The organism is Oceanimonas sp. CAM02, from assembly GCF_032842915.1.
GTDB lineage: Bacteria > Pseudomonadota > Gammaproteobacteria > Enterobacterales > Aeromonadaceae > Oceanimonas > Oceanimonas smirnovii.
In genome coordinates, this window is sequence record NZ_JAWJBK010000024.1 from 26721 (window position 1) to 51138 (window position 24418).

The 24418-nt window shown below is 50.2% G+C and carries 21 protein-coding genes; 9 read left to right on the plus strand and 12 right to left on the minus strand.

Features of this window, described 5'->3' with window-relative positions; genetic code table 11:
* Nucleotides 1-11: 11 nt before the first annotated feature.
* The 3 genes from hslR (at nt 12) to pckA (ending at nt 3205) form a co-directional block, all read left to right on the plus strand.
* Nucleotides 12-404, plus strand: coding sequence for a ribosome-associated heat shock protein Hsp15 (gene hslR, locus R0I78_RS07490; RefSeq protein WP_019934484.1), 393 nt, complete (start codon nt 12-14; stop codon nt 402-404).
* A gap of 21 nt (nt 405-425) precedes the next feature.
* Nucleotides 426-1289, plus strand: a complete 864-nt coding sequence (gene hslO / locus R0I78_RS07495; protein ID WP_317074885.1) for an Hsp33 family molecular chaperone HslO — start codon at nt 426-428, stop codon at nt 1287-1289.
* 302 nt (nt 1290-1591) lie between these two features.
* On the plus strand, nt 1592-3205 hold the full coding sequence (gene pckA, locus R0I78_RS07500; RefSeq protein WP_019934486.1) for a phosphoenolpyruvate carboxykinase (ATP): 1614 nt from the start codon (nt 1592-1594) through the stop codon (nt 3203-3205).
* A 58-nt stretch (nt 3206-3263) separates the two neighbouring features.
* On the opposite strand, the gene R0I78_RS07505 is transcribed toward pckA, so the two are convergent.
* The gene (locus R0I78_RS07505) at nt 3264-5468 is read right to left on the minus strand and encodes a putative bifunctional diguanylate cyclase/phosphodiesterase (RefSeq protein WP_317074886.1); all 2205 of its coding nucleotides are present in this window, start codon (nt 5466-5468) and stop codon (nt 3264-3266) included.
* Between the two features lie 87 nt (nt 5469-5555).
* Between R0I78_RS07505 and R0I78_RS07510 the strand changes: the two genes are divergently transcribed.
* Nucleotides 5556-5789, plus strand: a complete 234-nt coding sequence (locus R0I78_RS07510) for a hypothetical protein (protein ID WP_317074887.1) — start codon at nt 5556-5558, stop codon at nt 5787-5789.
* Nucleotides 5790-5811: 22 nt separating this feature from the next.
* Here R0I78_RS07510 and R0I78_RS07515 read toward each other — a convergent pair whose 3' ends face one another.
* Entirely contained in the window at nt 5812-6714 is a 903-nt protein-coding gene (locus R0I78_RS07515) for a LysR family transcriptional regulator (RefSeq protein WP_317074888.1), read from the minus strand.
* 143 nt (nt 6715-6857) lie between these two features.
* Here R0I78_RS07515 and R0I78_RS07520 point away from each other — a divergent pair, with 143 nt between their 5' ends.
* Together R0I78_RS07520 and R0I78_RS07525 are read left to right on the plus strand one after the other, a co-directional pair.
* The gene (locus R0I78_RS07520) at nt 6858-9149 is read left to right on the plus strand and encodes an FdhF/YdeP family oxidoreductase (RefSeq protein WP_317074889.1); all 2292 of its coding nucleotides are present in this window, start codon (nt 6858-6860) and stop codon (nt 9147-9149) included.
* A gap of 314 nt (nt 9150-9463) precedes the next feature.
* Complete coding sequence (locus R0I78_RS07525) at nt 9464-9940, plus strand: Lrp/AsnC family transcriptional regulator (RefSeq protein WP_317074980.1); 477 nt, start codon at nt 9464-9466, stop codon at nt 9938-9940.
* 227 nt (nt 9941-10167) lie between these two features.
* Here R0I78_RS07525 and tdh read toward each other — a convergent pair whose 3' ends face one another.
* Both tdh and R0I78_RS07535 read right to left on the minus strand, forming a co-directional pair.
* Nucleotides 10168-11193, minus strand: a complete 1026-nt coding sequence (tdh, locus tag R0I78_RS07530; protein WP_019934491.1) for an L-threonine 3-dehydrogenase — start codon at nt 11191-11193, stop codon at nt 10168-10170.
* A gap of 11 nt (nt 11194-11204) precedes the next feature.
* Complete coding sequence (locus R0I78_RS07535) at nt 11205-12395, minus strand: glycine C-acetyltransferase (protein ID WP_317074890.1); 1191 nt, start codon at nt 12393-12395, stop codon at nt 11205-11207.
* Between the two features lie 288 nt (nt 12396-12683).
* Here R0I78_RS07535 and rfaD point away from each other — a divergent pair, with 288 nt between their 5' ends.
* The 3 genes from rfaD to R0I78_RS07550 are packed head-to-tail and all read left to right on the plus strand — an operon-like array spanning nt 12684 to nt 16415.
* Complete coding sequence (gene rfaD, locus R0I78_RS07540) at nt 12684-13637, plus strand: ADP-glyceromanno-heptose 6-epimerase (protein ID WP_317074891.1); 954 nt, start codon at nt 12684-12686, stop codon at nt 13635-13637.
* Nucleotides 13638-13645: 8 nt separating this feature from the next.
* Nucleotides 13646-15412 carry a polysaccharide deacetylase family protein gene (locus R0I78_RS07545; protein ID WP_317074892.1) on the plus strand — a complete coding sequence of 589 codons (1767 nt, stop codon included), beginning with the start codon at nt 13646-13648 and terminating at the stop codon, nt 15410-15412.
* Between the two features lie 13 nt (nt 15413-15425).
* Nucleotides 15426-16415: a hypothetical protein gene (locus R0I78_RS07550; RefSeq protein WP_317074893.1), complete on the plus strand. Its 990-nt coding sequence runs from the start codon at nt 15426-15428 to the stop codon at nt 16413-16415.
* An 85-nt stretch (nt 16416-16500) separates the two neighbouring features.
* Here R0I78_RS07550 and R0I78_RS07555 read toward each other — a convergent pair whose 3' ends face one another.
* From R0I78_RS07555 to R0I78_RS07590, 8 genes are read right to left on the minus strand one after another with little or no spacing between them, the layout of a single operon-like run.
* Entirely contained in the window at nt 16501-17181 is a 681-nt protein-coding gene (locus R0I78_RS07555; RefSeq protein ID WP_317074894.1) for an acylneuraminate cytidylyltransferase family protein, read from the minus strand.
* Nucleotides 17182-17190: 9 nt separating this feature from the next.
* On the minus strand, nt 17191-18240 hold the full coding sequence (locus tag R0I78_RS07560) for a nucleotidyltransferase family protein (protein WP_317074895.1): 1050 nt from the start codon (nt 18238-18240) through the stop codon (nt 17191-17193).
* Nucleotides 18240-19355: an N-acetyl sugar amidotransferase gene (locus R0I78_RS07565; RefSeq protein WP_317074896.1), complete on the minus strand. Its 1116-nt coding sequence runs from the start codon at nt 19353-19355 to the stop codon at nt 18240-18242. The genes R0I78_RS07560 and R0I78_RS07565 overlap by 1 nt, the downstream gene beginning before the upstream one ends.
* Before the next feature lie 10 nt (nt 19356-19365).
* Complete coding sequence (neuC, locus tag R0I78_RS07570) at nt 19366-20523, minus strand: UDP-N-acetylglucosamine 2-epimerase (RefSeq protein WP_317074897.1); 1158 nt, start codon at nt 20521-20523, stop codon at nt 19366-19368.
* Nucleotides 20520-21518: an N-acetylneuraminate synthase gene (gene neuB, locus R0I78_RS07575; protein WP_317074898.1), complete on the minus strand. Its 999-nt coding sequence runs from the start codon at nt 21516-21518 to the stop codon at nt 20520-20522. Before neuB ends, neuC begins: the two co-directional genes overlap by 4 nt.
* The gene (locus R0I78_RS07580) at nt 21515-22093 is read right to left on the minus strand and encodes a NeuD/PglB/VioB family sugar acetyltransferase (protein WP_317074899.1); all 579 of its coding nucleotides are present in this window, start codon (nt 22091-22093) and stop codon (nt 21515-21517) included. The genes neuB and R0I78_RS07580 overlap by 4 nt, the downstream gene beginning before the upstream one ends.
* The gene (locus R0I78_RS07585) at nt 22090-23226 is read right to left on the minus strand and encodes a LegC family aminotransferase (protein ID WP_317074900.1); all 1137 of its coding nucleotides are present in this window, start codon (nt 23224-23226) and stop codon (nt 22090-22092) included. The genes R0I78_RS07580 and R0I78_RS07585 overlap by 4 nt, the downstream gene beginning before the upstream one ends.
* Before the next feature lies 1 nt (nt 23227).
* Nucleotides 23228-24409: a UDP-N-acetylglucosamine 4,6-dehydratase gene (locus R0I78_RS07590; protein ID WP_317074901.1), complete on the minus strand. Its 1182-nt coding sequence runs from the start codon at nt 24407-24409 to the stop codon at nt 23228-23230.
* Between the last annotated feature and the right edge of the window lie 9 nt (nt 24410-24418).

Sequence of the window (24418 nt, forward strand, 5' to 3'; positions counted from 1 at the left end):
GGGCAACCACCATGAACGCAAAAACGGATATCGTGCGGCTGGACAAGTGGCTGTGGGCCGCGCGCTTTTACAAAACCCGCAGTCTGGCCCGAGACATGATCGATGGCGGCAAGGTGCACTACAACGGCCAGCGCACCAAGCCCGGCAAACAGGTGGAAACCGGTGCCACCATCCGGCTGCGTCAGGGCCACGATGAACGGGAAGTGATCGTACAGGCGTTGTCAGACAAGCGCGGCAAGGCAGAGCTGGCCCAGCAGCTGTACCGTGAAACCGAAGCCAGCCTGGCGCAACGAGAGCATAATGCCAGGGCACGCAAGCTCAACAGTCAGTTTGCCCCAAGCCCGGAGCGCAGGCCCGACAAAAAAGAAAGACGCACCCTGCTCAAAATCAAGCAGGGCCACTGAGCCCAGACAGGATCTATTTTGATGAACAAACCCGACCAACTTCATCGTTATCTGTTCGACCATTATCAGGTGCGCGGCGAGCTGGTGCAGCTGCAGCAAAGTTTTCAGCAGGTGCTTTCCGGCCAGGCCTATCCGGTGCCGGTGCAGCGGCTGCTGGGCGAGCTGCTGACCGCGACCAGCCTGCTGACCGCCACGCTCAAGTTTGAGGGCCATATCACAGTGCAGCTGCAGGGTGACGGCCCGGTCAGCCTGGCGGTAATTAACGGTAACCATCACCAGCAAATGCGCGGTGTGGCCCGCTGGCAGGGCACAGTGCCCGACAGTGAGCGGCTGGCCGATCTGGTGGGCACCGGCTATATCGCCATTACCATTACCCCGGAAAACGGCGAACGTTATCAGGGCATAGTCGAGCTGAACGAAAACTCACTGGCCGCCAGCCTGGAGAACTACTTTGCTCAGTCGGAGCAGCTGGCCACCCGCATCTGGCTGTTTACCGGCCTGCAGGGCGATCATCAGGCCGCTGCCGGCATGCTGCTGCAGTCGCTGCCCAGCGAAGCGGAAGGACAACAGCAGGATTTTGAACATCTGGAGGCACTGACCGGCACGGTAAAGGCAGAAGAGCTGCTGCAGCTGGACGCACAGGAAGTACTGTACCGGCTCTATCATCAGGAGGCAGTGCGCGTATTTGATCCGCAGCCGGTCAGTTTTCAGTGCACCTGCTCAAAAGAAAAGTGCGAGCAGGCCCTGCTGCAGGTAGGCCAGCATGAAGCCATGGAGCTGATTGAAGAAAAAGGCAAAATTGAAATGCACTGCGACTATTGCGGCCATCATTATCAGTTTGATGGCAGCGATGTGCAGACGCTGTTCAGCCAGACACTGCACTGAACAAAATAGCATCGAATTATTCGGGCCGGCCATTGCCGGCCCGTTTTATTTTTTAACGTTTGTCTTACGCTCTCTGCTCAAGTTACGCTATTTACTCATTAATAAACAAAATAATGGCACAGTATATTAACATCAACTCAGCATAATAAACTTAAATTTCACTTACATCCTCTTAATTCGTGTCGCAAAATTATAAATTTTGAACCAGATCCCCTATTTGACACTGAATTCTTGATAAACTCGCATTTCAAAAAATTCAAAATAACCAAGTAACCCCTCTGTACCAAATCCAGGAGTGAACAATGACGCCCAAGGCGCAACAACTCGGCTTATCCCGCTACGGTATCAATGACGTTACCGATGTACTGTATAACCCTTCCTACGAGCAACTGTTTGCAGAAGAAACCCGTGCCGACCTGGAAGGCTATGAAAAAGGCGTGGAAACCAGCCTGGGTGCCGTGGCCGTAGATACCGGCATTTTTACCGGTCGCTCCCCCAAGGACAAATACATTGTTCGCGACGACGTCACCCGTGACACCGTATGGTGGGCTGATCAGGGCAAGAACGACAACAAACCCATGACGCAGGAAACCTGGGAGCAGCTCAAGGGGCTGGTGACCACTCAGCTGTCCGGCAAGCGCCTGTTTGTTGTTGATACTTTCTGTGGTGCCAACGCCGATACCCGCCTGGCCGTGCGTTTTATTACTGAAGTGGCCTGGCAGGCGCACTTTGTAAAAAACATGTTCATTCGCCCGAGTGACGCAGAGCTGGAAAACTTCGAGCCTGACTTTGTGGTCATGAACGGTGCCAAATGCACTAACCCCAACTGGAAAGAGCAGGGTCTTAACAGCGAGAACTTTGTTGCCTTTAACCTGACCGAACGCGTGCAGCTGATTGGCGGCACCTGGTACGGCGGCGAAATGAAAAAAGGCATGTTCTCCATGATGAACTACCTGCTGCCGCTGAAAGGCATTGCCTCCATGCACTGCTCAGCCAACGTGGGCAAAGACGGCGATGTGGCCATCTTCTTTGGTCTGTCCGGCACCGGTAAAACCACCCTGTCTACCGATCCCAACCGTCAGCTGATTGGCGACGATGAGCACGGCTGGGACGACGACGGTGTGTTCAACTTTGAAGGTGGCTGCTATGCCAAGACCATCAAGCTGAGCAAGGAAAATGAGCCGGAAATCTACGCCGCCATTCGCCGCGATGCGCTGCTGGAAAACGTGACTGTCCGTGAAGATGGCACCGTTGACTTTGACGATGGTTCCAAGACCGAAAACACTCGTGTCTCTTATCCCATTTACCACATCGACAATATCGTCAAGCCGGTATCCAAGGCGGGTCATGCCAAGAAAGTGATTTTCCTGACTGCCGACGCCTTTGGCGTACTGCCGCCGGTAGCCAAACTGACCCGCAGCCAGGCTCAGTACCACTTCCTGTCGGGTTTCACCGCCAAACTGGCCGGTACCGAGCGTGGCATTACCGAGCCGACTCCTACTTTCTCCAGCTGTTTTGGTGCTGCTTTCCTGAGCCTGCATCCCACTCAGTATGCTGAAGTACTGGCCAAGCGTATGGACGCTGTCGGTGCTGAAGCCTATCTGGTGAATACCGGCTGGAACGGCACCGGCAAGCGGATTTCCATCAAGGCCACCCGCGCCATCATCAATGCCATTCTCGACGGCTCCATTGAAAACAGCGAGTTTGTTGAGCTGCCCTACTTCAATGTGGCTATTCCCACCAGCCTGGCCGGCGTGGAAGACGTGTCTATTCTGGATCCGCGCAACACCTATGCCGACCCGGCCGAATGGGACGCCAAGGCACAGGATCTGGCTCAGCGCTTTGTGAACAACTTCGAGAAGTTCACCGACACCGACGAAGGCAAAGCCCTGGTGGCCGCCGGCCCGCAGCTGTAAACCTGCGGCCACACAAGTAAGATAATAATGAGACCCCGGCACTTGCCGGGTTTTTTTATTACTGCAACGGCCTGTGCTGATTCCACTCCGCCAGCCATTCATCAATGGCTCCGGCCGGCATGGGATGAGAAATACCATAGCCCTGCACATAGTGGCAGCCCAGCTGCTGCAGCCGGGTGCCCAGCTCTGGGGCTTCCATCCCCTCGGCCACCACCAGCATTTGCAGTGCAGCAGCAAGCTGCACCACCCCTTCTACCATGCTGACATCGGTGGGATTGGTTAATAAGTCAGTAATAAAGCGTCTGTCTATCTTGATCACATCTACCGGTAAACGGTTCAGGCTGACCAGTGACGCATGCTCGGCACCAAAATTATCAAGAGAAATCGTCAGCCCCAAACGCCGGCAATGGTTCAGCACCGCAGACAGCGCCGGCAGATCATTGCGCACCGCCCCCTCCTGAAACTCAAGCTCAAGTCGCTGCGGCGGCACAGCGGCATACAGGTTCAGCAGGTGCTCCAGATTGCTGCAGAAATCCGGATGCAGCAGCTGTCCGGCACTGGCATTAAAGCTGGCCTGATAATCGCGGCCGGCCTGCTGCCATAATGTCATTTGCTCTAACAAGTGACGGATCACCCACTGGCCCAGTTCAAACTCCAGATCACTATCAAGCACGGCCGGTAAAAACTCTGCCGGTGTCAGCAGCCCTCGCGCAGGATGCTGCCAGCGCAGCAGCGCTTCAAGCCCGGTCATGGTGCGGCTGAACAAGTCAATTTTAGGCTGGTAATGCAGCAAAAATTCATTATTTCTCAGCGCTTGCAGCAGCTCGGCATAAAGCCGGTGCCGTTGCTGATCTTCCGAATGCAGCGCCGGCTCAAAAAACACATAACGGCCTTTGCCCTGACTTTTGGCTTCATACATGGCCTTGTCGGCATGACCCAGCAGGCTCTCTCCATTTTTGGCATCTTGTGGATACACTGCGATGCCAATGCTGGCAGACACCCGCACCTGATGTCCCTGCAAATTAAACGGATGATTAATGGCGGCCAGCATACGCTCAAGAATATCCGTACATTCCAGTGCACGCTGCAGGCCGGTGATCATCAGCGCAAACTCATCGCCACCGAGCCGGGCCACAGCATCACAGCTGCGCACCAGCAACGCCATGCGCTCTGCAACTTCAATTAATAGCTTGTCACCAGCGGCATGACCCAGGGTGTCATTGACCTGCTTAAAACCATCCAGATCCAGATAGCATACCGCCACCATGGTGCTGTTACGCTGGGCCTCCGCCATGGCCCGATCCAGCAGCTCACTGAATAACTGGCGATTGGGAATTCTGGTTAACGAATCGTACAGCGCCTGCTGACGCAACTCCGCCTCGTGTTGCTTGATATGGCTGATATCGGTAAGCAGAAACACATGGTTCTGCACCACATCATGTGCATCTCTGACCACAGACACAGACAGTAGCAGGTTGCGCTCTGTGCCATCCCGGTGCCGAATCACACACTCTCCCTGCCAGTGCTCCGGATCATTTGCACCCGCCGGCACCGGCGGGCCCTTTCCTTCCTGATGCTCAAACAAGGTAGAAACCTGACCGATTACCTGCTCCGGTGTGTAGCCGGTAATACGAGTAAAAGAAGGGTTTACTTTTATTACCCGGTTGTTGGCATCCGTGAGCATAATGCCATCGTAACTGGCTTCAAAAACGCTGGCTGCGAGTTGCTGCTGCACTTCAAAGGCGCGCTGCTCGGTAATGTCGTGACCCACACAGATCATATCGCCGTTGGGCAACATAATGTTGGCCCAGAGTGTGGTCAGCCGCTCTCCCTGGCGGTTTACCGGGTGCCATTCTCTGAACTCGGAGCCATGTACTTCTCTGAAGGTATGCAACAGCTGCTGCTGCTCTTCAGGATCAGGATAAAACAGAGTAATGGGTGCCTCATGCTGCTCCAGCTCTGCAAAGCGCCAGCCAAAGACCCGTTCACATTCATGATTCCACAGAATACAGCGGCCCTGTGCATTAAAACCGTTGATCAAAATGGGCGCATGCAGGAACAGCCCTTTCAGCCGGTTAAGCAGGCGCCCGGATGCCAGGTTCAGATCATGTTGCCTGGTTTCCAGCTCCTGCTCCTGCCACAACAGAGCACCATGCTCCGCCAGCAGAGCAAGCTGGTTTTGTGCCAGCGCATTCAGCTCTGACACCGGCTCATCAAATTCCAGCAGCAATAACCCCTGAACCTGCTTGCGACTCAGAGGCACTGCCGAGTAAAGTCTGGTGATACTCTCGGGCAGCTGACTTGCACTCAGCGGGGTATAAAAAACCCCTTGTTGCCAGGCTGCAAGGTAATGCTGATCCTGCCAGCCTCTGAAGCCATCACCCATCACATCCGCAACTGCACTTCCGCCGTGCAGAAAAAAGACAAAGCAGGCCCGGCTGGCCCCCGCACTGTCAGCCGCACTTTTACACAAGTGAAGCCAGATATCAGTGTTGTGCGCATCGGCTGCCTTGCCGAAGATAGCTTCCTTTTTATTCTGCGCTCGCATGTAATGGCTGTCCTGATCGTTTTCGGCATTCGCTAACGTTCAAGCATAGAGCATGTGCTCAGAATACGCGCGACTCAGGCCGCTGCCACAGCTCAGCAGCCACCTCAAAAAACCCTTTGGCGAGCAGACTGGTCCGGCCATCACTGCCCATCACCAATGCGCCAAGCCGCGACATGGCAGGCAGCGCGAGAGGCCGGCATTGCACCCCAGGCAGCTCACTGAACAGCACGCTGCCCGCTGGCACCAAAGCGCAGCCCAGCCCCGCATGCACCCAGCGCATCAGCCGGTATACCGAATTGGAGGTCAGCACCGGCTGCAGCGGCACCCCTGCCTGCCCGAACCGGGTATCCAGATAATGGCGAAAGTACATACCGGTTTTGGGCAAGCACAACGGCAGCCCTGTCAGACTGCGGGGCGTGAGCTGGCTCGGCAGCCGTTCACCCCAGCCTGCGCCATAAGCCAGCACCACACCCTGCTCGGGCAGAGCCAGGCTACGAAAACGGCTCAGCACCTCGGGCTCAAAGAAACCACCGCCAATATCCAGGGTATTTTGCTCCAGACCGGCCAGTATGTCGTCGGCGGTCATATCATTCATTTCAAAGCTGACACCTTGATGCTGCTGCCGCATTCGCGCCAGCACCGGGCTCAAGTCCATGCAGCTCAGCGGCACCAGCCCCAGACGCACCGTGCCCGTAAGCCGCCCCTTCATGGCGTTAACTTCCAGCCGCAGGTTCTGATACTGACCCAATAACACGCGCGCCCGGGCCAGTACCATCTCCCCTTCGGGCGTAAAACCTTCAAACTGTTTGCCACGGCGCACCAGTGCCACACCCAGATCCTGCTCCAGCTGGCGCAACCGCATCGACAGGGTTGGCTGAGTGACACAGCAGGCCTGAGCGGCCCGGCCAAAGTGCCGGTGCTCCGCCAGCGCACATAAATAATGCAATTGTTTAATGTCCATCAGACCACGCCTTTCATCACAATTTAAAATTGAAAAGTCTATCTGTAATCAATTTTTTCTATTGCAGTATCAGGCCTTTCAATTAGAAAGACAAAAGCCCGCTCCCTACACTGAGAAACATATTCGTTATTCGGACAGCCGTGATGAGTAAAAAGATCAAACCTTATCAGGGAGCAGCCGGTGGCTGGGGTGCCCTGGCTTCAACTACCCGCTTTGTACTGGGCAGTAAAAAGCCCGCTGCCAACATTCGCAACCTGCTGCGGGCTAATCAGGTGAAGGGCTTTGACTGCCCGGGCTGCGCCTGGGGCGACGAGCAGGGCAAGCATTTTTCCTTTTGTGAAAACGGGGCCAAGGCCATCAGCTGGGAGGCCACCCGCCACCAAGTCACGCCGGCGTTTTTTCGGCAGCATTCGGTAAGCCAGTTGCGCCAGCACAGCGACTATTTTCTGGAATATCAGGGCCGCATTGAGCAGCCCATGTATCTGAACCGGGAAACCGACCACTATGAGCCCATTTCCTGGAACAACGCCTTTGCCCTGATCAGCCGGCACCTGAGCCGGCTGGAGCACCCGGATCAGCTGGAGCTGTATACATCCGGCCGCGCCAGCAACGAAGCAGCCTATCTCTATCAGCTGTTTGGCCGCAGTGTTGGCACCAATAACTTTCCCGACTGCTCCAACCTGTGCCATGAGGCCAGCGGTGTGGCGCTGAGCCGCGCCATTGGCGTGGGCAAGGGCACCGTCACTCTGCAGGACTTTGACCGGGCCGATGCCATTTTTGTGTTTGGCCAGAACCCGGGCACCAATCATCCGCGCATGCTGCACAGCCTGCGTAATGCCTCCCGCCGGGGAGCTGCCATTGTCAGTGTGAACAACCTGAAAGAACGGGGTCTGGAGCGCTTTGCCGATCCGCAAAGCCCGGCAGAAATGCTCACCACTAAAGATTCGACCATCTCCAGCCTGTATCTGTGCCCGCGTCTGGGCGGCGATATGGCACTGGTGCGGGGCATGGTGAAGCTGTTGCTGGAGTGGGATGCCGAGGCGACAAGGCGTAATGAGCCCGGCCTGCTCGACCGGGACTTTATTGCCGAGCACACACAAGGTCTGGAAGACTACATAGCAATCGTGGCCGCCACCCCCTGGCAACAAATAGAGCAGCAATCGGGGCTGAGTCGAAATGAGATAGAGCAGGCAGCCAAAGTGTACGCCAGCGCCGGGCGGGTGATCTGCACCTGGGCCATGGGCATTACTCAGCACAAGCACTCGGTGGCCACTATTCGCGAAATCACCAATCTTCAGCTGCTGCGGGGCCAGCTTGGCAAACCCGGCGCCGGCCTGTGCCCGGTACGCGGCCACAGCAATGTGCAGGGCAACCGCACCGTGGGCATTAATGAACAGCCTTCCAGTGAGTTTCTCGACCGGCTTGAAGCCCATTTTAACCGGCCCATGCCCCGCCAGTCCGGGCATAATGCTGTGGCCGCCATTCAGGCCATGCTGGACGGTAAATCAAAAGTGTTTATTGCTCTGGGCGGTAATATTGCCGCCGCTGCGCCCGACACTCATGTGACCGCCGAGGCGCTGGCCAATTGTGATCTTACCGTGCAGATCAGCACCAAGCTTAACCGCAGTCATTTAATGGCGGGCCGTGAGGCGCTGATTTTACCCTGCCTGGGCCGCACCGAGGCGGATGTGCAGGCAGCAGGCCCTCAGTTTATTACCGTGGAAGACTCCTTCAGCATGGTGCATGCCTCACAGGGGGTGGGCAAACCCAACAGCCCGCACCAGCGCTCGGAAACCGCCATTATCGCCGGCATGGCTCAGGCAACCCTTGGCGATAAGCCGGTTAACTGGCTGGACCTGGCCGACGACTATAACCGCATTCGCGAGCATATTGCCGCTACCCTTCCCGGCTTTGAGAATGTTAATGAACGGCTGCAGCAGCCCGGCGGCTTTTATCTGGGCAACAGCGCCGCCGACTACCACTGGCAAACTGCCAGCGGCAAGGCCAACTTCTCGGCAGAGGCGCTGCCCGAGCAGCTGCTGCCCGCCAGCGCTGAGGGCGAGCCGGTATCTGTGCTGCAGACCCTGCGCTCCCACGATCAGTACAACACCACCATCTATGGCATGAATGACCGCTATCGTGGCGTGTATGGCCAGCGCATGGTGCTGTTTATGCACACGGACGAAATGCGCCGGCGTGGCCTGCACGAAGGGGATGAGGTGGAAATCATCTCCCTCTGGCACGACGGGGCCGAGCGCAGAGTGGGCGGCTTTAAAGTGGTGGCCTATGATATTCCCGATGGTAACGTCGCTGCCTATTATCCGGAGACCAACCCTTTGGTGCCTCTGCACAGCACCGGTGACGACAGCCATACCCCCACTTCCAAGTCCATCGCAGTATTGATCCGCCGCCAGGCCAGCCAGCGAATTGTCTGAGCACCAGAAACACCAAAGCCAGCCCCGAGTGGCTGGCTTTTTGTGCCCTTTACGAACTTGTGGTTCGTTTCTCTGCGCTGTTGCCCTTCTGTTTAAAGTGCCGCGCTTGTGGTGCGCCCCGAACTGATAATCCGGCTTGCGACAGGGTCCGGTGATGCCGGTCTGCTGTTCCCGTTAAGGTGTAAACATAGTAACCCCAAGCCGTGAGTGAGTGGTTGCGAAGTCACCCTTTGAAATCATCCTTTTCGCAATCATTCACCCCATATACACTATTAATTGAATAGTTGTTGTTATGGAGTGTGAATGTGAGCAAACTGATACAACTGGATCGCACCGACAGGCGCATTCTCGACCTGATGCAACGCCATGGTCGCATCAGCAATCTGGAGCTGGCCGAGCGGGTTGGACTATCGCCTTCGCCCTGCTCGCGCCGGGTAAAGGCGCTGGAAGACGCTGGCCTGATTGCCGACCATGTCACCCTGCTCAACGCCGCCAAACTGGGGCTGACGCTGCAAGCCTATATTCATATCTCCCTCGACCGGCACACGCCGGAGCGTTTTGAAGCCTTTGATGCTGCCGTGCTGAGCTTTCCTGAAGTGCTGGAATGCGACCTGATCACCGGCACCGAGGCGGATTATCAGCTCAAGGTAATAGTGCGCGATATGGAGCATTATCAGCAGTTTTTGCTGGGCAAGCTGACCCGGCTGGAAGGAGTGACCGGCGTACGCTCCAGCTTTGTGCTCAGGCGCATCAAGCACGATACAGCGCTGCCGCTGGATCATCTGGCTTGAAGTCGGGGACTGGTGAATAGTGAATAGTGAATAGTGAATGGTGAATGGTGAATGGTGAAACAATTGCAGGCAACGAGTATGCATACAAAGAGGTTAAAGGGGGCTATTTCGCGACCGATCAAATGCCAGGGATGGCATTTGCCGAGCGACATAGGGAAGTGCTTGAAGCGTGTCGAGAAATAGCACCCTTTGGCCGGCTTATTGCGGCATATCAGACAACTTGAAGCTCACTGCCAGTCGAGGATTACCTTGCCGGACTGGCCGGAGCGCATAATGTCAAAGCCCTGCTGGAAATCATCCACCTTGAAATGGTGAGTGATGATGGGGCTGAGATCCAGGCCGGACTGGATTAAGCTGGCCATTTTGTACCAGGTTTCAAACATCTCGCGGCCATAAATGCCCTTGAGCACCAAGCCTTTAAAAATAACCTGAGTCCAGTCAATGGCCATATCAGACGGCGGTATACCCAGCATGGCCACCTTGCCGCCATGATTCATCTTGTCCAGCATATCCTGAAACGCCACCGGCACACCGGACATTTCCAGGCCCACATCAAAGCCTTCGGTCATGCCCAGCTCGGTCATCACATCACTCAGCTTTTCGGTGGCCACGTTTACCGCCCGGGTTACTCCCATCTTGCGGGCCAGCTCAAGGCGATATTCGTTTACATCGGTGATCACCACATGGCGGGCACCCACATGGCGGGCTACGGCAGCGGCCATAATACCAATGGGGCCGGCACCGGTGATCAGCACATCTTCACCCACCAGATCGAACGACAGCGCTGTGTGCACCGCATTGCCAAAGGGGTCGAAAATGGCGGCCAGATCGTCAGACACTTCATCGGGCAGTTTAAAGGCATTAAAGGCCGGAATAACCAGATATTCCGCAAAGGCACCGTCACGGTTTACACCCACGCCCGAAGTATTACGGCACAGGTGCGTGCGACCAGCACGGCAGTTGCGGCAATGACCGCAGGTAATGTGCCCCTCGCCTGATACTCTGTCGCCAATAGCAAAGCCACGCACTTCCTGGCCAATGGCCACCACTTCGCCCACATATTCGTGGCCGGTAACCATGGGCACCGGAATGGTATTTTGTGACCATTCATCCCAGTTGTAGATATGAATATCAGTGCCGCAGATGGCGGTTTTACGAATTTTGATCAGCAGATCGTTATGACCCAGCTCGGGCTCGGGTACGTCGGTCATCCAGATGCCGGGCTCGGCTTTCAGTTTTGCCAGTGCTTTCATGCCTTTTCTCCTCAAATCACGCCCAGTTCACGGCCAACGTCGGTAAAGGCCGCAATGGCCTTGTCCAGCTGCTCGCGGGTGTGGGCCGCCGACATCTGGGTGCGAATACGGGCCTGGCCTTTGGGCACCACCGGAAAGGAAAAGCCAATAACGTAAATACCTTTTTCCAGCAGCTTGTCGGCCATTTGTGAAGCCAGCGCCGCATCGCCCAGCATTACCGGAATAATAGCGTGATCCTTGCCGGCCAGGGTAAAGCCGGCAGCGGTCATTTGCCCTCTGAAATAAGCGCTGTTTTCTCTCACTTTTTGCCGCAGATCGTCACCGTTTTTCAGCATCTCCAGCACCTTGATGGAGGCAGCTACAATCGCCGGTGCCACCGAGTTGGAAAACAGATAAGGCCGGGAGCGCTGACGCAGCCAGTCGATCACTTCCTTTTTGCCCGAGGTATAGCCGCCTGAGGCACCACCCAATGCCTTGCCAAGAGTACCGGTAATAATATCGACGCGGTCCATCACTCCACAGAACTCATGAGTGCCCCGGCCCTGTTCACCCACAAAACCCACAGCGTGGGAGTCGTCCACCATCACCAGCGCATTATATTTGTCGGCCAGATCGCAAATGGCGCTCAGGTTGGCAATCACGCCGTCCATGGAGAAAACACCATCAGTGGCAATCAGCTTGAAGCGGGCACCATCGGCCTCGGCCTGTTGCAGGCAGCTTTCCAGCTCGGCCATGTTGTTGTTGGCATAGCGATAGCGTTTGGCCTTGCACAGACGCACACCGTCGATAATGGAAGCGTGGTTAAGCGCATCGGAAATAATGGCGTCTTCCGGGCCAAGAAGAGTTTCAAACAGGCCAGCGTTGGCATCAAAGCAGGAGGTATAAAGAATGGTGTCTTCCATACCGAGAAAAGACGACAACTCGCTTTCCAGCTGTTTGTGCAGATCCTGAGTGCCGCAGATAAAACGTACCGACGCCATGCCAAAACCATGGCTGTTCAGCCCCTGCTGTGCGGCTTGAACCAGGGCAGAATGGTTAGCCAGACCCAGATAGTTGTTGGCGCAGAAGTTGATAACCTCCTGCTCACCCACGTGAATGGCAGCACTCTGGGGTGAACTGATCACCCGCTCCTGCTTGTAGAGACCTTCTGCCTTAATGTTTTCCAGCTGCTCAGCTAAATAAGCATAAAATGCCGACGACATAACAAACTCCCGTTTTCCATGTGGCTATCTGGGTTTAACTCAGACCATTTTACTACCTCCGTGTAGCATACTCATAACTTATCCTGCTCAAAAGCACTATTTGTGAAAGGGATCACCGGAAGGAGGCACCAGAGGCACACTGATAACGCCTTTGCCGCCTCTGTGAGTGATAACTAAATAGTAACACAGGCCCACTGTTAGTTTTTCGCAGCACAGGCGTGATAAACTTGCGGCAAAATTTCTTCGAATTGCCGGACACCCACTCCGGCCAGCAAGAGGCAAACAAGCATGATCATTGTAACTGGCGGTGCCGGCTTTATCGGCAGCAACCTGGTAAAAACCCTGAACGAGCAAGGCCGCACCGACGTGGTGGTGATCGACGACCTCACCGACGGCACCAAGTTCGTCAACCTGGTTGATCTGACCATTGCCGACTATCTCGACAAGGACGAGTTTCTGCACCGCATTGTGTCCGGCGACGAGTTCGAGGAATGGGGCGGTATTGAAGTGATCTTCCACGAGGGTGCCTGCTCCGCCACCACCGAGTGGGACGGCAAGTTCATGATGGAGAACAACTACGAGTACTCCAAGGATTTGCTGCACTACTGCCTGGAGCGGGAAATTCCGTTTATCTATGCCTCTTCCGCCGCCACCTACGGCGGCCGCAACGACAACTTCATTGAAGAGCCGCAATACGAGCAGCCGCTCAACGTGTACGGCTATTCCAAGCAGCTGTTCGATCAGTATGTGCGCCGCCTGATGCCCGAGATTAACTCTCAGGTAGTAGGCCTCAAATACTTCAACGTGTACGGCCCCCGTGAGCAGCACAAGGGCAGCATGTCGAGCGTGGCCTTTCACCTCAACACTCAGTTGCACAAGGGAGAAAACCCCAAGCTGTTTGAAGGCTGCGACGGCTTTGGCAACGGCGGCCAGATGCGCGACTTCATCTATGTGGGCGACGTGTGCAAGGTGAACCTCTGGTTCTGGCAGAACCCGGACGTGTCCGGCATCTTCAACTGCGGCACCGGCCGCGCCGAACCCTTCCAAAACGTGGCCGAGGCGGTAATCAAACACCACGGCAAGGGTGAAATTGAATACATTCCCTTCCCCGACCACCTGAAGGGCCGCTACCAGAGCTTTACCGAGGCCGACCTGACCAAACTGCGCGCCGCCGGCTACCCCCACGAGTTCAAAACCGTGGCCGAAGGGGTGGCTGAGTACATGGCCTGGCTGAATAAGTAAGGCACACCATGAACATTTTAATGGCGTTGTCTCAGCTGGAGGTGACCGGCGCAGAGGTTTACGCCACCACCGTGGGTGATGCGCTGACCGCACGCGGGCACAGGGTATTTTATGTCTCCGACACCCTGACCAAGCCCCACCAGGGGGAGTTTTTTAAGCTGCGCTTTAACAAGCGCAGCATTCCCCGCCGCTTCTGGCATGTGGGCTACTTGGTTTACCTGATTAAAAAACACCGTATTCAGCTGGTGCATGCCCACAGCCGCGCCTCCGGCTGGAGCTGCTACGTGGCCTGCAAGCTCACCGGCACTCCCATGATCACCACAGTGCATGGCCGCCAGCCGGTGCATGCTTCCCGCAAGAAGTTTCATGCCCTGGGTGATCGCGCTCTGGCAGTGTGTGAAGCAGTGCGGGAGCAGCTCATCAGCGGATTGGGTGTGGCACCCGAGCTGATTGCCATCGGCCGCAATGGCATAGATACCGGGCACTACCAGCCGGTGCCGGCACCCGCCAATGACAAACCGGTGATCAGCATTGTCGGCCGGCTCACCGGCCCCAAGGGTGAGCTGTGCTACCGGTTGCTGGATCAGTGCCTGGATCTGGCCCACTATCGAGTACAAATCGCTTCCGGCTCTCAAATACCCGAGCGCTTTGAACGCTTTAAGAAAAAAGTCGACTTTCTTGGTTATGTGCAGGACGTGCCCGGACTGATGGCACAATCCGATCTGGTGATCGGTGCCGGCCGGGTGGCAATGGAAGCCATTCTGATGCAGCGCCCGGTGTTTGCCGTGGGCGAGGCCGAAGCCGTTGGTCTGGTGACGTCCGACAACATTAATGCTGCCATGGCAAGTAACTTCGGCGACATTGGGCCGGACGATCTCAATATCGACTTTGCCGCCCTGCCCGCTCAAATTAAAGCAGCACTGGATACTCGCTTTGACAGCGCGGCTCTGGCCAGAACGGTTAAAAATGCCTACGACCTGCAGGCGGTGGCCACAGAGCTTGAAGCCCATTATCAGAGCGTAATTGTGCACCGGCTGCGGCGGGAAGTGCCCATCATTATGTATCACCGCTTTATTCGCGATGACAGCGAAAAAGGGGTGCACGGCACTTATCTGCATGTGAACATGCTGGAAAAACACTTCAAACTGCTGAAGCGGCTGGGCTATGAAACCCTCACCTTTGCCGATCTAGCCGACAAAGGGCTGGCCAGCCGGCTGGAAGCCGGTAAGAAGTACATCATGATCACGGTAGATGACGGCTACAAAGATAACTATGAGCTGCTGTTTCCGCTGCTGAAAAAATACGGTTTTAAGGCGGTGATCTATGCCGTGACCGGTGAAACCTTTAACCGCTGGGACGTAGAGAATCCCGAAAACCCGGAAAAAGCCGTGGAGCTGATGACCCCGGAGCAGATAAAGGAAATGGCCGATTCCGGTCTGGTGGAGTTTGGTGGCCATACCCTGACTCACCCCAAACTGGACCAGCTCGACCGCGAACAACAACGCACCGAAATTGCCGAAAACAAGGCACAGCTTGAGCAACTGCTGGGGCACCGGCTCCACTCGTTTGCCTATCCCTTTGGCATTCACAATAACGACAGCAAACAACTGGCCAAAGAGCTGGGTTACCCCTTTGCCGTGGCCACCGACAGCGGCCCCCTGGCCATGCACGAGGATCGCTATCAGATCCGCCGCATCGCCATCTTTCCCCGCACCGATGTATTTGGGCTGTGGCGGAAGATCAGGGGGAATTATGTGTTTAGAAAATATAAGTAAGAAGCGAAGCATCATGAATTTATTTTTAATAAACTCCCCATTCCAGTTAATTTGCGCATTAGAAGCCAAAATGGAATATGGTTTGGAAAATAACATCTTAGCTATTACAAAACAAGCTACAGAGAAGAGCCAAAAACAACTTAATAGCCTGGTAAATAACGAAGATTGGGATAAGATAGTTAACCTACCCGGGAGAAGTAAGGTATTTAGTGTCCCGTTATTCATATCCAGAGTAAGGAAGATGAATAATGGGAAACCATTAAACAATATAATTTATCCTGACTACTTATGCTGGAGAGCTAATTTAATTTTAAAAAATATAAAACATCAAAAAAGTATAATGATAGACGATGGAGCTATGACAATAACCCATTATCTAGACTACCTGAAGGATAAGAAAAGTTTTTCTAGACCTAAAGGAGTCAAAGATGTCATTATTAGACTAATGAGTCTAAAGCCTGTGAAAAATATGGATTTTAGAGAAAATTTTGAGCTATACTCAACTTTCAGCTTTCCAAAAGAATCATTCATCGAAAAAAGAAACAAACTGAAAATTTTAAAAAGAAGTATAAAAACAAAAGGGATTGTTAATGAAAGTTCACCTGCAGCTTTTATTGGTCAAGGCTATATTGGAAGCATAGCAAAAATTGAAGATTACATAAAAAAAATAGATTATTTCCATAAGAAAGTTAATAGAAAAATTATCTACTTCCCACATAGATCTGAATCTCTAGAGGTAAAAGAGGCAATATCTAATCTTGACTATATTACTTATCACGATTCTGAATGGCCAATAGAGCTTGAGCTTTCAGAGAAAGCTATATCACTATCTTGTATTGGTGGTATAATGTCCACCGCGCTTTATACTCTATCGGTGATATATAGTGATATTGATATTTATAATATCACAACTGCACCGGATTATTACTTTGATGAAAGTGTACATAAAGAAAGCTTATATGTAGAAGAATACTATAAAAGCAACAACATTATATCAATATAATATGGCCACCTAATTTTGGCGGCTATATAAACTGTTGTTTAAGTCACCCCTCGTGAAGCTAATAAATATAAATCGGCCACTTCCCTTAACTTAATAAAAAAGTGGCCCATTTAAAATCTATCTCTGTATCTATATCAACCGAACTTATCTTGTCCATTACATAAGCATACGTGCAGCTCTTTAAAAAAAAACTTTTCTCCTGTAAGAGCTTATCCGTTTTACAAATATATATAGCTCCATTTAATCGATAATAAACTGGGAGATCTTGGCTACGTGAGTTTTTAACTTCATCACGAAGAAACTGACTCATGTTGCCGTCTATAGGTAACGTATTACTCCAAAGCGGATTATGATCGTTTTCACACACAGACACCAACGCAGCTGCTTGCAGGTTTTCCAGCTTGGTTATAGCCTCAAAAATATGTGTGGCTGTTCGTAGCGGACTCGTAGGCTGCAACAGCACTGTGTATTCATAATTAGGGTATTGTTTTAAAGCATGGTCTATAACATCAAAACTCGTTGCCGTGTCTGTGGCAAGGTGATCAGGTCTCAAAAGAAGCTCTACAGGATACTGGCTGGCGACGCTTAGAATCTTATCATCATCGCTGGTTATAATAACTTTATCTATCTCTTTGCAAGCCAGTGCAGCCTCTATACTCCAAGCTATCAAAGGTTTTCCAGACAATGGCAGAACATTCTTGCCTGGCAGACGCTTACTGCCCCCTCTCGCAGGGATTATTGCTAGATATTTACTTCTTTTAGTCATAATAACCATCTAAAAATAAGCCTCTATATCTCGCTGAGCTTTTTGGTAATCTTTCATTTGCCCAATATCCAGCCAGTAATCGTAGCTAGTATATGTACCAATACGTTTACCTTGGAGGCGATGTTTCTCTAACAAAGTTGGCAGATCAATATTTTGCTCCGGCTGTACACTTTGTACTATTTCAGAATTAAGTATGTAGATACCAGTATTAATTTTATAACGATAAGTCGGTTTTTCCACTACACTGGTAATCAGTTGATTTTCCGTTTCAATTACACCAAATGGCACGCGGTGCTCATCCTCACGTACACATACAGTAGCATCGAAGTTATTCTTTAGATGATGCTGTAATAAGTGCGCGTAGTTCAGTTTAGTAAGCACATCGCCGTTCATCATAATGATGGGCATATCGGGCAGATTTTTAGGCAAAAGTCCTAATGCGCCACCTGTCCCCAATGGCTGGCTTTCATGCACATAGTAAATGTTAACCTGCCACTTGCTGCCATCACCAAAATAACTATGTATTACCTCAGGCAAGTAATGAGTAGAGATATAAAAATTAGAAAAGCCTAAGCCAATAAACTGAGTGATAAGATGCTCCAGCATCGGCTTGTCCCCAACGCGCAGCATAGGCTTGGGGCAATGATCCGTTAGTGGCTGTAAGCGTGTACCAAAGCCGCCGGCCATAATAAAAACCGGATTATTGCGTTTTAGGGGTGTCATAGCCTGGTGCAATGTTTCCAACCCTATCACTATATTATTACTATCAACAATCGGCAAAGCAGTAAGGTCATGCTGATTCATTAGCTTTAGACGCTGCTCTCGCGAACTGGTTTTATTAGCGGTAATAGGCTGTGTACTCATCACCTGATGGACCGAATCTTCCATGTGGGCATTGCGCAATAAAGCGCGGCGAATATCACCGTCAGTTACAGTCCCAAGTAGTTTGTTGTTTTCGTCAACCAGCAAGCAAATACGCAATGAACCCTTGTCAAGGCTGCGCATTGCTTCACGTATGGTAGAATTAGGCTGAAGAGAAATTTCACCAAGTTGCTGCATTATGACTTCCATATTGGATTTTTTAGCTGCCATAGACCCTGAGAGTTTTTTGAGAAAATTTCCGGATTATAATGGCTCTCAATGATCTTCCAAAACTCCTGTTCGTTGTAGCCGATAAAGGAGCAGAACTCTCGTACAGTGCGAGGATCAAGATCGTGATCGTGTTTACGAACCAGTTCAATTGCATCTTCTCGGGTCAACTTGCCATAGCGTACCATTCGTGCAGCGTAGTCTGTGGCGGAAGCATGACCAAATTTTGGATATTTCATCCAAGGGTGGACCAGATAGCCTGGTGATTCAATCTGGTCAAACTGCTCAACGTGATGAGTGCGCTGCCATTCATGAGTTAAATCATGAAAACCGTTGCGTTTGGATATTTCATAATTAGTAAAACTACTCCACTCTATGAAATAACTTAAGTAGATTGGATTTAATTTTTCTAGTTTATCTTCGGCAGGTGGTTCGAAAAAGTTAAGATTTTTACGATCAATACCCAAATCAACAAACTCTTGCAAACCTATTCCGCTACCTACCCCATTATTTATTTGATCTTTTGCGGAGTAGGTTTCTACAGCATTGGCCCCACCATATTCATAAGCCACATTTTCACCGTACACCAGCAAAGGAGTATTAAACTTTAATGCCATATGCAAAGGATAACTATAAATATAACGATCTATCAGATACGTTGGCTTACCATATTTTTCAAATGCATAACGCGAAACTTCTTTTTGAACTTTGATGTTTGGTTTCATTGAAATAATGTCACAACCAAATGCTTCAGATATATTTTTAAGATTGTGTATTCCAGCTTGCGTCATAGGGAAGTTATCTTCCACTGATACCAAAAGTGGATTCATACCCAGTTTTTCTTTAAAGGTATACACCTGAAAGTGGCTGTCCTTACCGCCTGATACTGCAATCATGCAGTCATATCCATACGGTCCATTACTACCACGGTATTGTTCGCAAATCGCTTCTAATTCTTGCCAGCGTTTTTGATAATCAACGTTTTTTCTTTTAGCAAAACTTTGACAAGCAGCACAGACACCCTGCTCATTAAAAGTGATCCCAGGACGCGTACTTGGCATAACACATCGAGAGCAATATTTCATAATCTATACCTTAACAATCGAAGAATTGTTTTTTTAATAAATCATCTAACTTCACCTGCTTTAACACAGGGATAATGTCTTTACTGGCACAGCCTGTACCATAAGGATTGCTGACTTGTAGCAGCTGCTGTTGAAACTCAGGTGCGTAGAGCTGGTTAATGGCCTTACGAATAGCTCTTCTGTTCGGAAGACAGTCAATAACACTATCAGCTTTAATTCGTCCTTTTTGGCGATCACCAATATTGATAGTGCCTATTTTAAAACTGGGCGCTTCAGTTAAACCACTAGAGCTGTTTCCTATTACAGCATCCACATACTGCAGTGCGCTGAGATAGCGCAGTTGGCCAAGAGAGGTAAAGCCGGCCGCTTTAGCTGGATTATCTGAAACATAATTGTCGATCATCTGGTTGATAATACGGCTATCAGTATCGGAGTTAGCCTTGGTAAAAATCAGATGGGTATCGACTAGTTCATCCAAAGCCGCTAATAACTCTGAAAACTGCTCTCTTGCGGTCGTATCTTCCAGTGTTACTGGATGAAAGGTAACAAGCAGATTTTTACGAGCCAGCTTAAAGTTAATTGCATTTTCAAAGTCTCCTTTGTTCAGCAGAGTTAAGCGATGAATATTTTCTATACCCATGCCACCTACATTAAAAACACGATCAGGCTTCTCGCCTAGCTGAATCACCCGCCGCCGATAATCTTCTGTGGCCGTAAAGTGCAAGTGACTCATTTTAGTAATACTGTGACGAATAGCCTCGTCAAATGCACCCTCCGTAGTTTCGCCGCCATGCAGATGAGCAATCGGAAGCTGGGCAATCATGGCGGCACTGGCAGCGGCAAATATTTCATAACGATCGCCTAACAACACTACTAAACCAGGCTGTAACTCAGCATAAGCTTCAGCAAAGCTGATTTGGGCAAGCCCCATAGACTTGGTAATACCAATAGCCGTATCTGAAGACAACAATATTTCTATTTTTTTATTTATCTGAAATTCTTTGTCAATGTCTTGATAGGTTAGGCCAAACTCTGGACTTAAATGCATACCAGTTACAATGAGTTGTAATTCAAGTTCAGGTTCGGCCTGGATTCCTTTCAAGAGCCAGTATAAAAGCCCGAAATCTGCTCGTGTGCCGGTCACTACACAGATAGTTCTTTTACTCATATCAGTTCGTCTTCTGCATAATTACGCTGTGCAATCGTACCTAGTATTTCATCCCAGCGCATGGGACTGATACCGTGCCCAGGGCGCTTAATACACAAATTATCTTCCGTAAAAATATCGCCTTTTTTAATGGTTTTTTTAGCAACTAATGATTTGCGAGCAATAGGTTTATTTTTATTCTCACTAAGGCTGGGCTGTTTAATGGGGCTGCCTAATGCCTGCTCTATATTACGAATCGCACAGACCATGGCTTTAAGCTCAGCCGGCTCTATACTAGCTTTGTGGTCAGGGCCTTCCATATTTTTATCTAGGGTAAAATGCTTTTCTATAACACTGGCACCTAAGGCCACAGCTGCAATCGGCACTTCAATGCCCAGAGTATGGTCGCTATAGCCCACTGCCACATCAAAAGCCTGGCCGATAGTTTGCATTGCCTTTAAGTTAACATCTTGCATGGGCGTGGGATATTCAGTGTTGGCGTGCAAAACAGTAATCTTTTCCTCAGCTGTGCCTGCCTGTACCAACACTCGCAGAGCGGCCTCTATCTCACCAAGATTTGCCATTCCGGTAGACAATATTACCTGTTTATCTAAACGACCAATGTGGCGCAAATAAGGAAGGTTAGTAATTTCACCGCTAGGAATTTTAAACATTTCCATTCCTAACTGATCGAGCAATTCAATGCTGTGATGATCAAAAGGAGTAGATAAAAACAAAATATTTTTTTTCTGGCAGTAGTCGATCAGCTCATGATGCATAGCTTCGTTAAGCTCCAGCTTTTTGAGCATATCAAATTGGCTTTCACTCTTTTCTGTGTTCTGTTTTTGATAGTCGGCTTTTTGCGCGCTTTTACTAACTAAGTATTTTGCCTGAAAGGTCTGAAACTTAATTGCATCAGCACCGGCTGTGTATGCCGCATCGATAAGTTTTTTAGCGAGCTCTAGTCTACCATTATGGTTAACGCCAGCTTCAGCAATAATGAATGTATGAGTCATTTATGTAACCTGCCTGCTTTTACAAAAGAATGAACCTGTGCGCCCTGTATAATCACTGAATTGCTGCCCACAAAAATATGATCTTCTACCTGAGCGCCACCATTAATTATAGCTGCAGTAGCAATATGGCAATGGTTTCCCACTTTAGTATCATGCTCTATCAATGCCTTGCTATTAATAATGCAGTTAACACCTATCCGAGCATTGGCATTAACCAGGGCATGGTGCATAACTACTGTACCCTCACCAAGCTGTGCATATCTAGAGGTATAGGCTAACGGTGAAACAATAGCTGGTAGCATAAAGCCAACATTTTTCGCTGCCTTAAACAATTTAATACGTAAGGCGCTGGATTGAATATGTCCGACGGTTATTAAGGCATTAGTGCACCTTTCAAATAGCTGGGGTAAATCTTCATCAGAGCCTAGCACTGGATATCCTAAGACCGTGCTACCAATCCTGCTTGAGGTATCAACAATGCCATAAATTTGATACTGGTTTTGTAGTTCCAGTACATCAATTACGCTGTGACAGTGGCCGCCACCACCAATAAGTAGAATTAACGGCTTACTCATAACCGCACCGAACTTGGGATGTTAACCGCTCTTTGCTCCAACCACTTGGCATTACTTAAACTGCCATGCTGGCAGTGTTTAAACATTTCCAACTCATTCATTAACCGCCAAATGGGACGAGTCATTACGCCTTGTGCATTAGTTGCTTTGAGAAAGCAGTCACGCTCCGCCTGACTATTTAAAATAACAGTCTGCAGCCAGTAATTTGCTTGGCTGTTGCTAGGCTCTGCTACCCAATGCATATTTTTTTTAGAAAAAAAAGCTTGATACTCTTCAGCCAGTCGACGTTTAGCAGCTAAAAAACTGTCTAGCTGCTCCATTTGTGCCACCAGCAAAGCGGCATTTAAATTGGTCATACGGTAGTTGTAGCCAATTTGGTCGTGCACATACTCGTAAGGATGAGGCACTTTAGCCGTGGTAGTAATGTGCTTGGCTTGTTTAGCTAGCGCTTCATCGTTAGTAACAATTACACCACCGCCACCACTGGTAATAACTTTGTTACCATTAAAGCTGAATGCACCCACTTTACCAAAGGTACCTGTATGCTGCCCTTGATAGTAGCTTCCCAGACTTTCAGCAGCATCTTCTACTACAGATATATGCCACTGAGCACAAATTGCTGTAATTTCATCGATACGACAAGGATGACCAAATGTGTGCATGGGCAAGCAAGCTTTAATGACCTTACCTGTAGTTTGGTTAATGCACTGTCCGTTTTCAACTTTAGCTTGTTGCTGCAAAAATTCCCGTAACGCCTGCGGACTCAGGCCCAGTGTATCTTTGTCAACATCCACAAATACTGGTTGTGCACCGCAGTAGCTGATGGCATTGGCCGTGGCAATAAAGGTGAGTGGCTGAGTGATCACCTCAGTATCTTGCTCGACATCTGCTAGCAACAACGCAATATGAAGCGCTGCCGTGCCGTTCATAGCAGCAATAGCGTATTTAGCGCCCACATAATCGGCAAACATCTGCTCAAACTGTTCAACAAACTTACCTACGCTGGAAACAAAGGTAGAGTCGATACATTCGTTCAGGTACTTTTTTTCATTGCCGTTAAATCTTGGCTCATGTAGTGGTATAAATTCTTGACTATTAAACGCACTACGAATAAAGTCGATAGTCGCTTGCATATTACATCTTCCCATCGAGATACTTACCGGTTTCCTTGTGGCCAAAATCGGGAATCATCTCAAAAAAGAGCTTAACAATCTGATCTTTATTCCAATATTGTTGTGCCAACAGCTTTTCAATAGTGGTTTCAAAATGTTGAAGCAGATGTGGATCATATCCCGCTTCATTCTTGATTACACCCAAATTAGTGAAGCGCTCCATATCAAGAGTTTCTTTTGCGGTAAAAAACTCTTCAAAATCTTTTTCACCCGTAGTGTCGCTGGCGGTAAAGAGGCATGGCCATTTTTTTTCTACTGGCAAAGTCTTCGCCAACGCCCGAGCTTCTTCTTCACTGCTACACAAATGAGGTTCATAGCCTAAGCTCTTCAGGTATTTAACAGCAATATCTGCAAATGTAATTAAATGTAAATGCTCACTAAGCTTAGGAAAGTAAATATCCCGGTTTTCACCAAAGATACAGCTCATTAAGCAAAGCTCACCTGACTCCTGAGGAATAACAAAATAACGCTTAATATCGTTAGGTGCCACTATCGGCTGCTGTTTTTTTATGCGCTGCTCAAAACCACATAACAAAGAACCGTCACTAAAAGCGACATTAGCAAAGCGGGCCATGGAGACATTAATCTGCTGCGATTTACGCATTACAAACATTTCCATAATGCGCTTGCTGGCACCCATCATATTGACTGGATTAGCAGCTTTATCAGTACTAACACAAAAATACTTTTTAACACCTTTGCCAATAGACTGCTGCAGCGTTTTATCGGTATTAAAAATATTAGTCTCTATCATGCGCATCAACGTAAAAGGATCTTTCTCACTGCGAACATGTTTAAGCGCTGACAGATTGAGCACATAATCGAACTTACCATCTTGAGCAATAAAGGCGTCGTATTCACGACTGCCAATATCTAGCGCAAAGGTCTGAAAGTCGCCTTCGATGTAGCCAAAGCTGCTGCGAATATCTCGCACTAACTCCACCAAATTATTCTCAGAAATATCAACCACATGTAATTTTTTAGGGTTGCGCTTGAATATCTCTTTAACAACCGCCTGGCCAATAGAGCCGGCACCGCCAAGGACTAAAAAACGGCTTCTACTGACTTCACCAAGCAGGTGTGTGTTGTTAGCATAAATATCATCTTTAAATAATGGTAATGTACGTCCAATAAGCTCTAGCATAGGTCACCA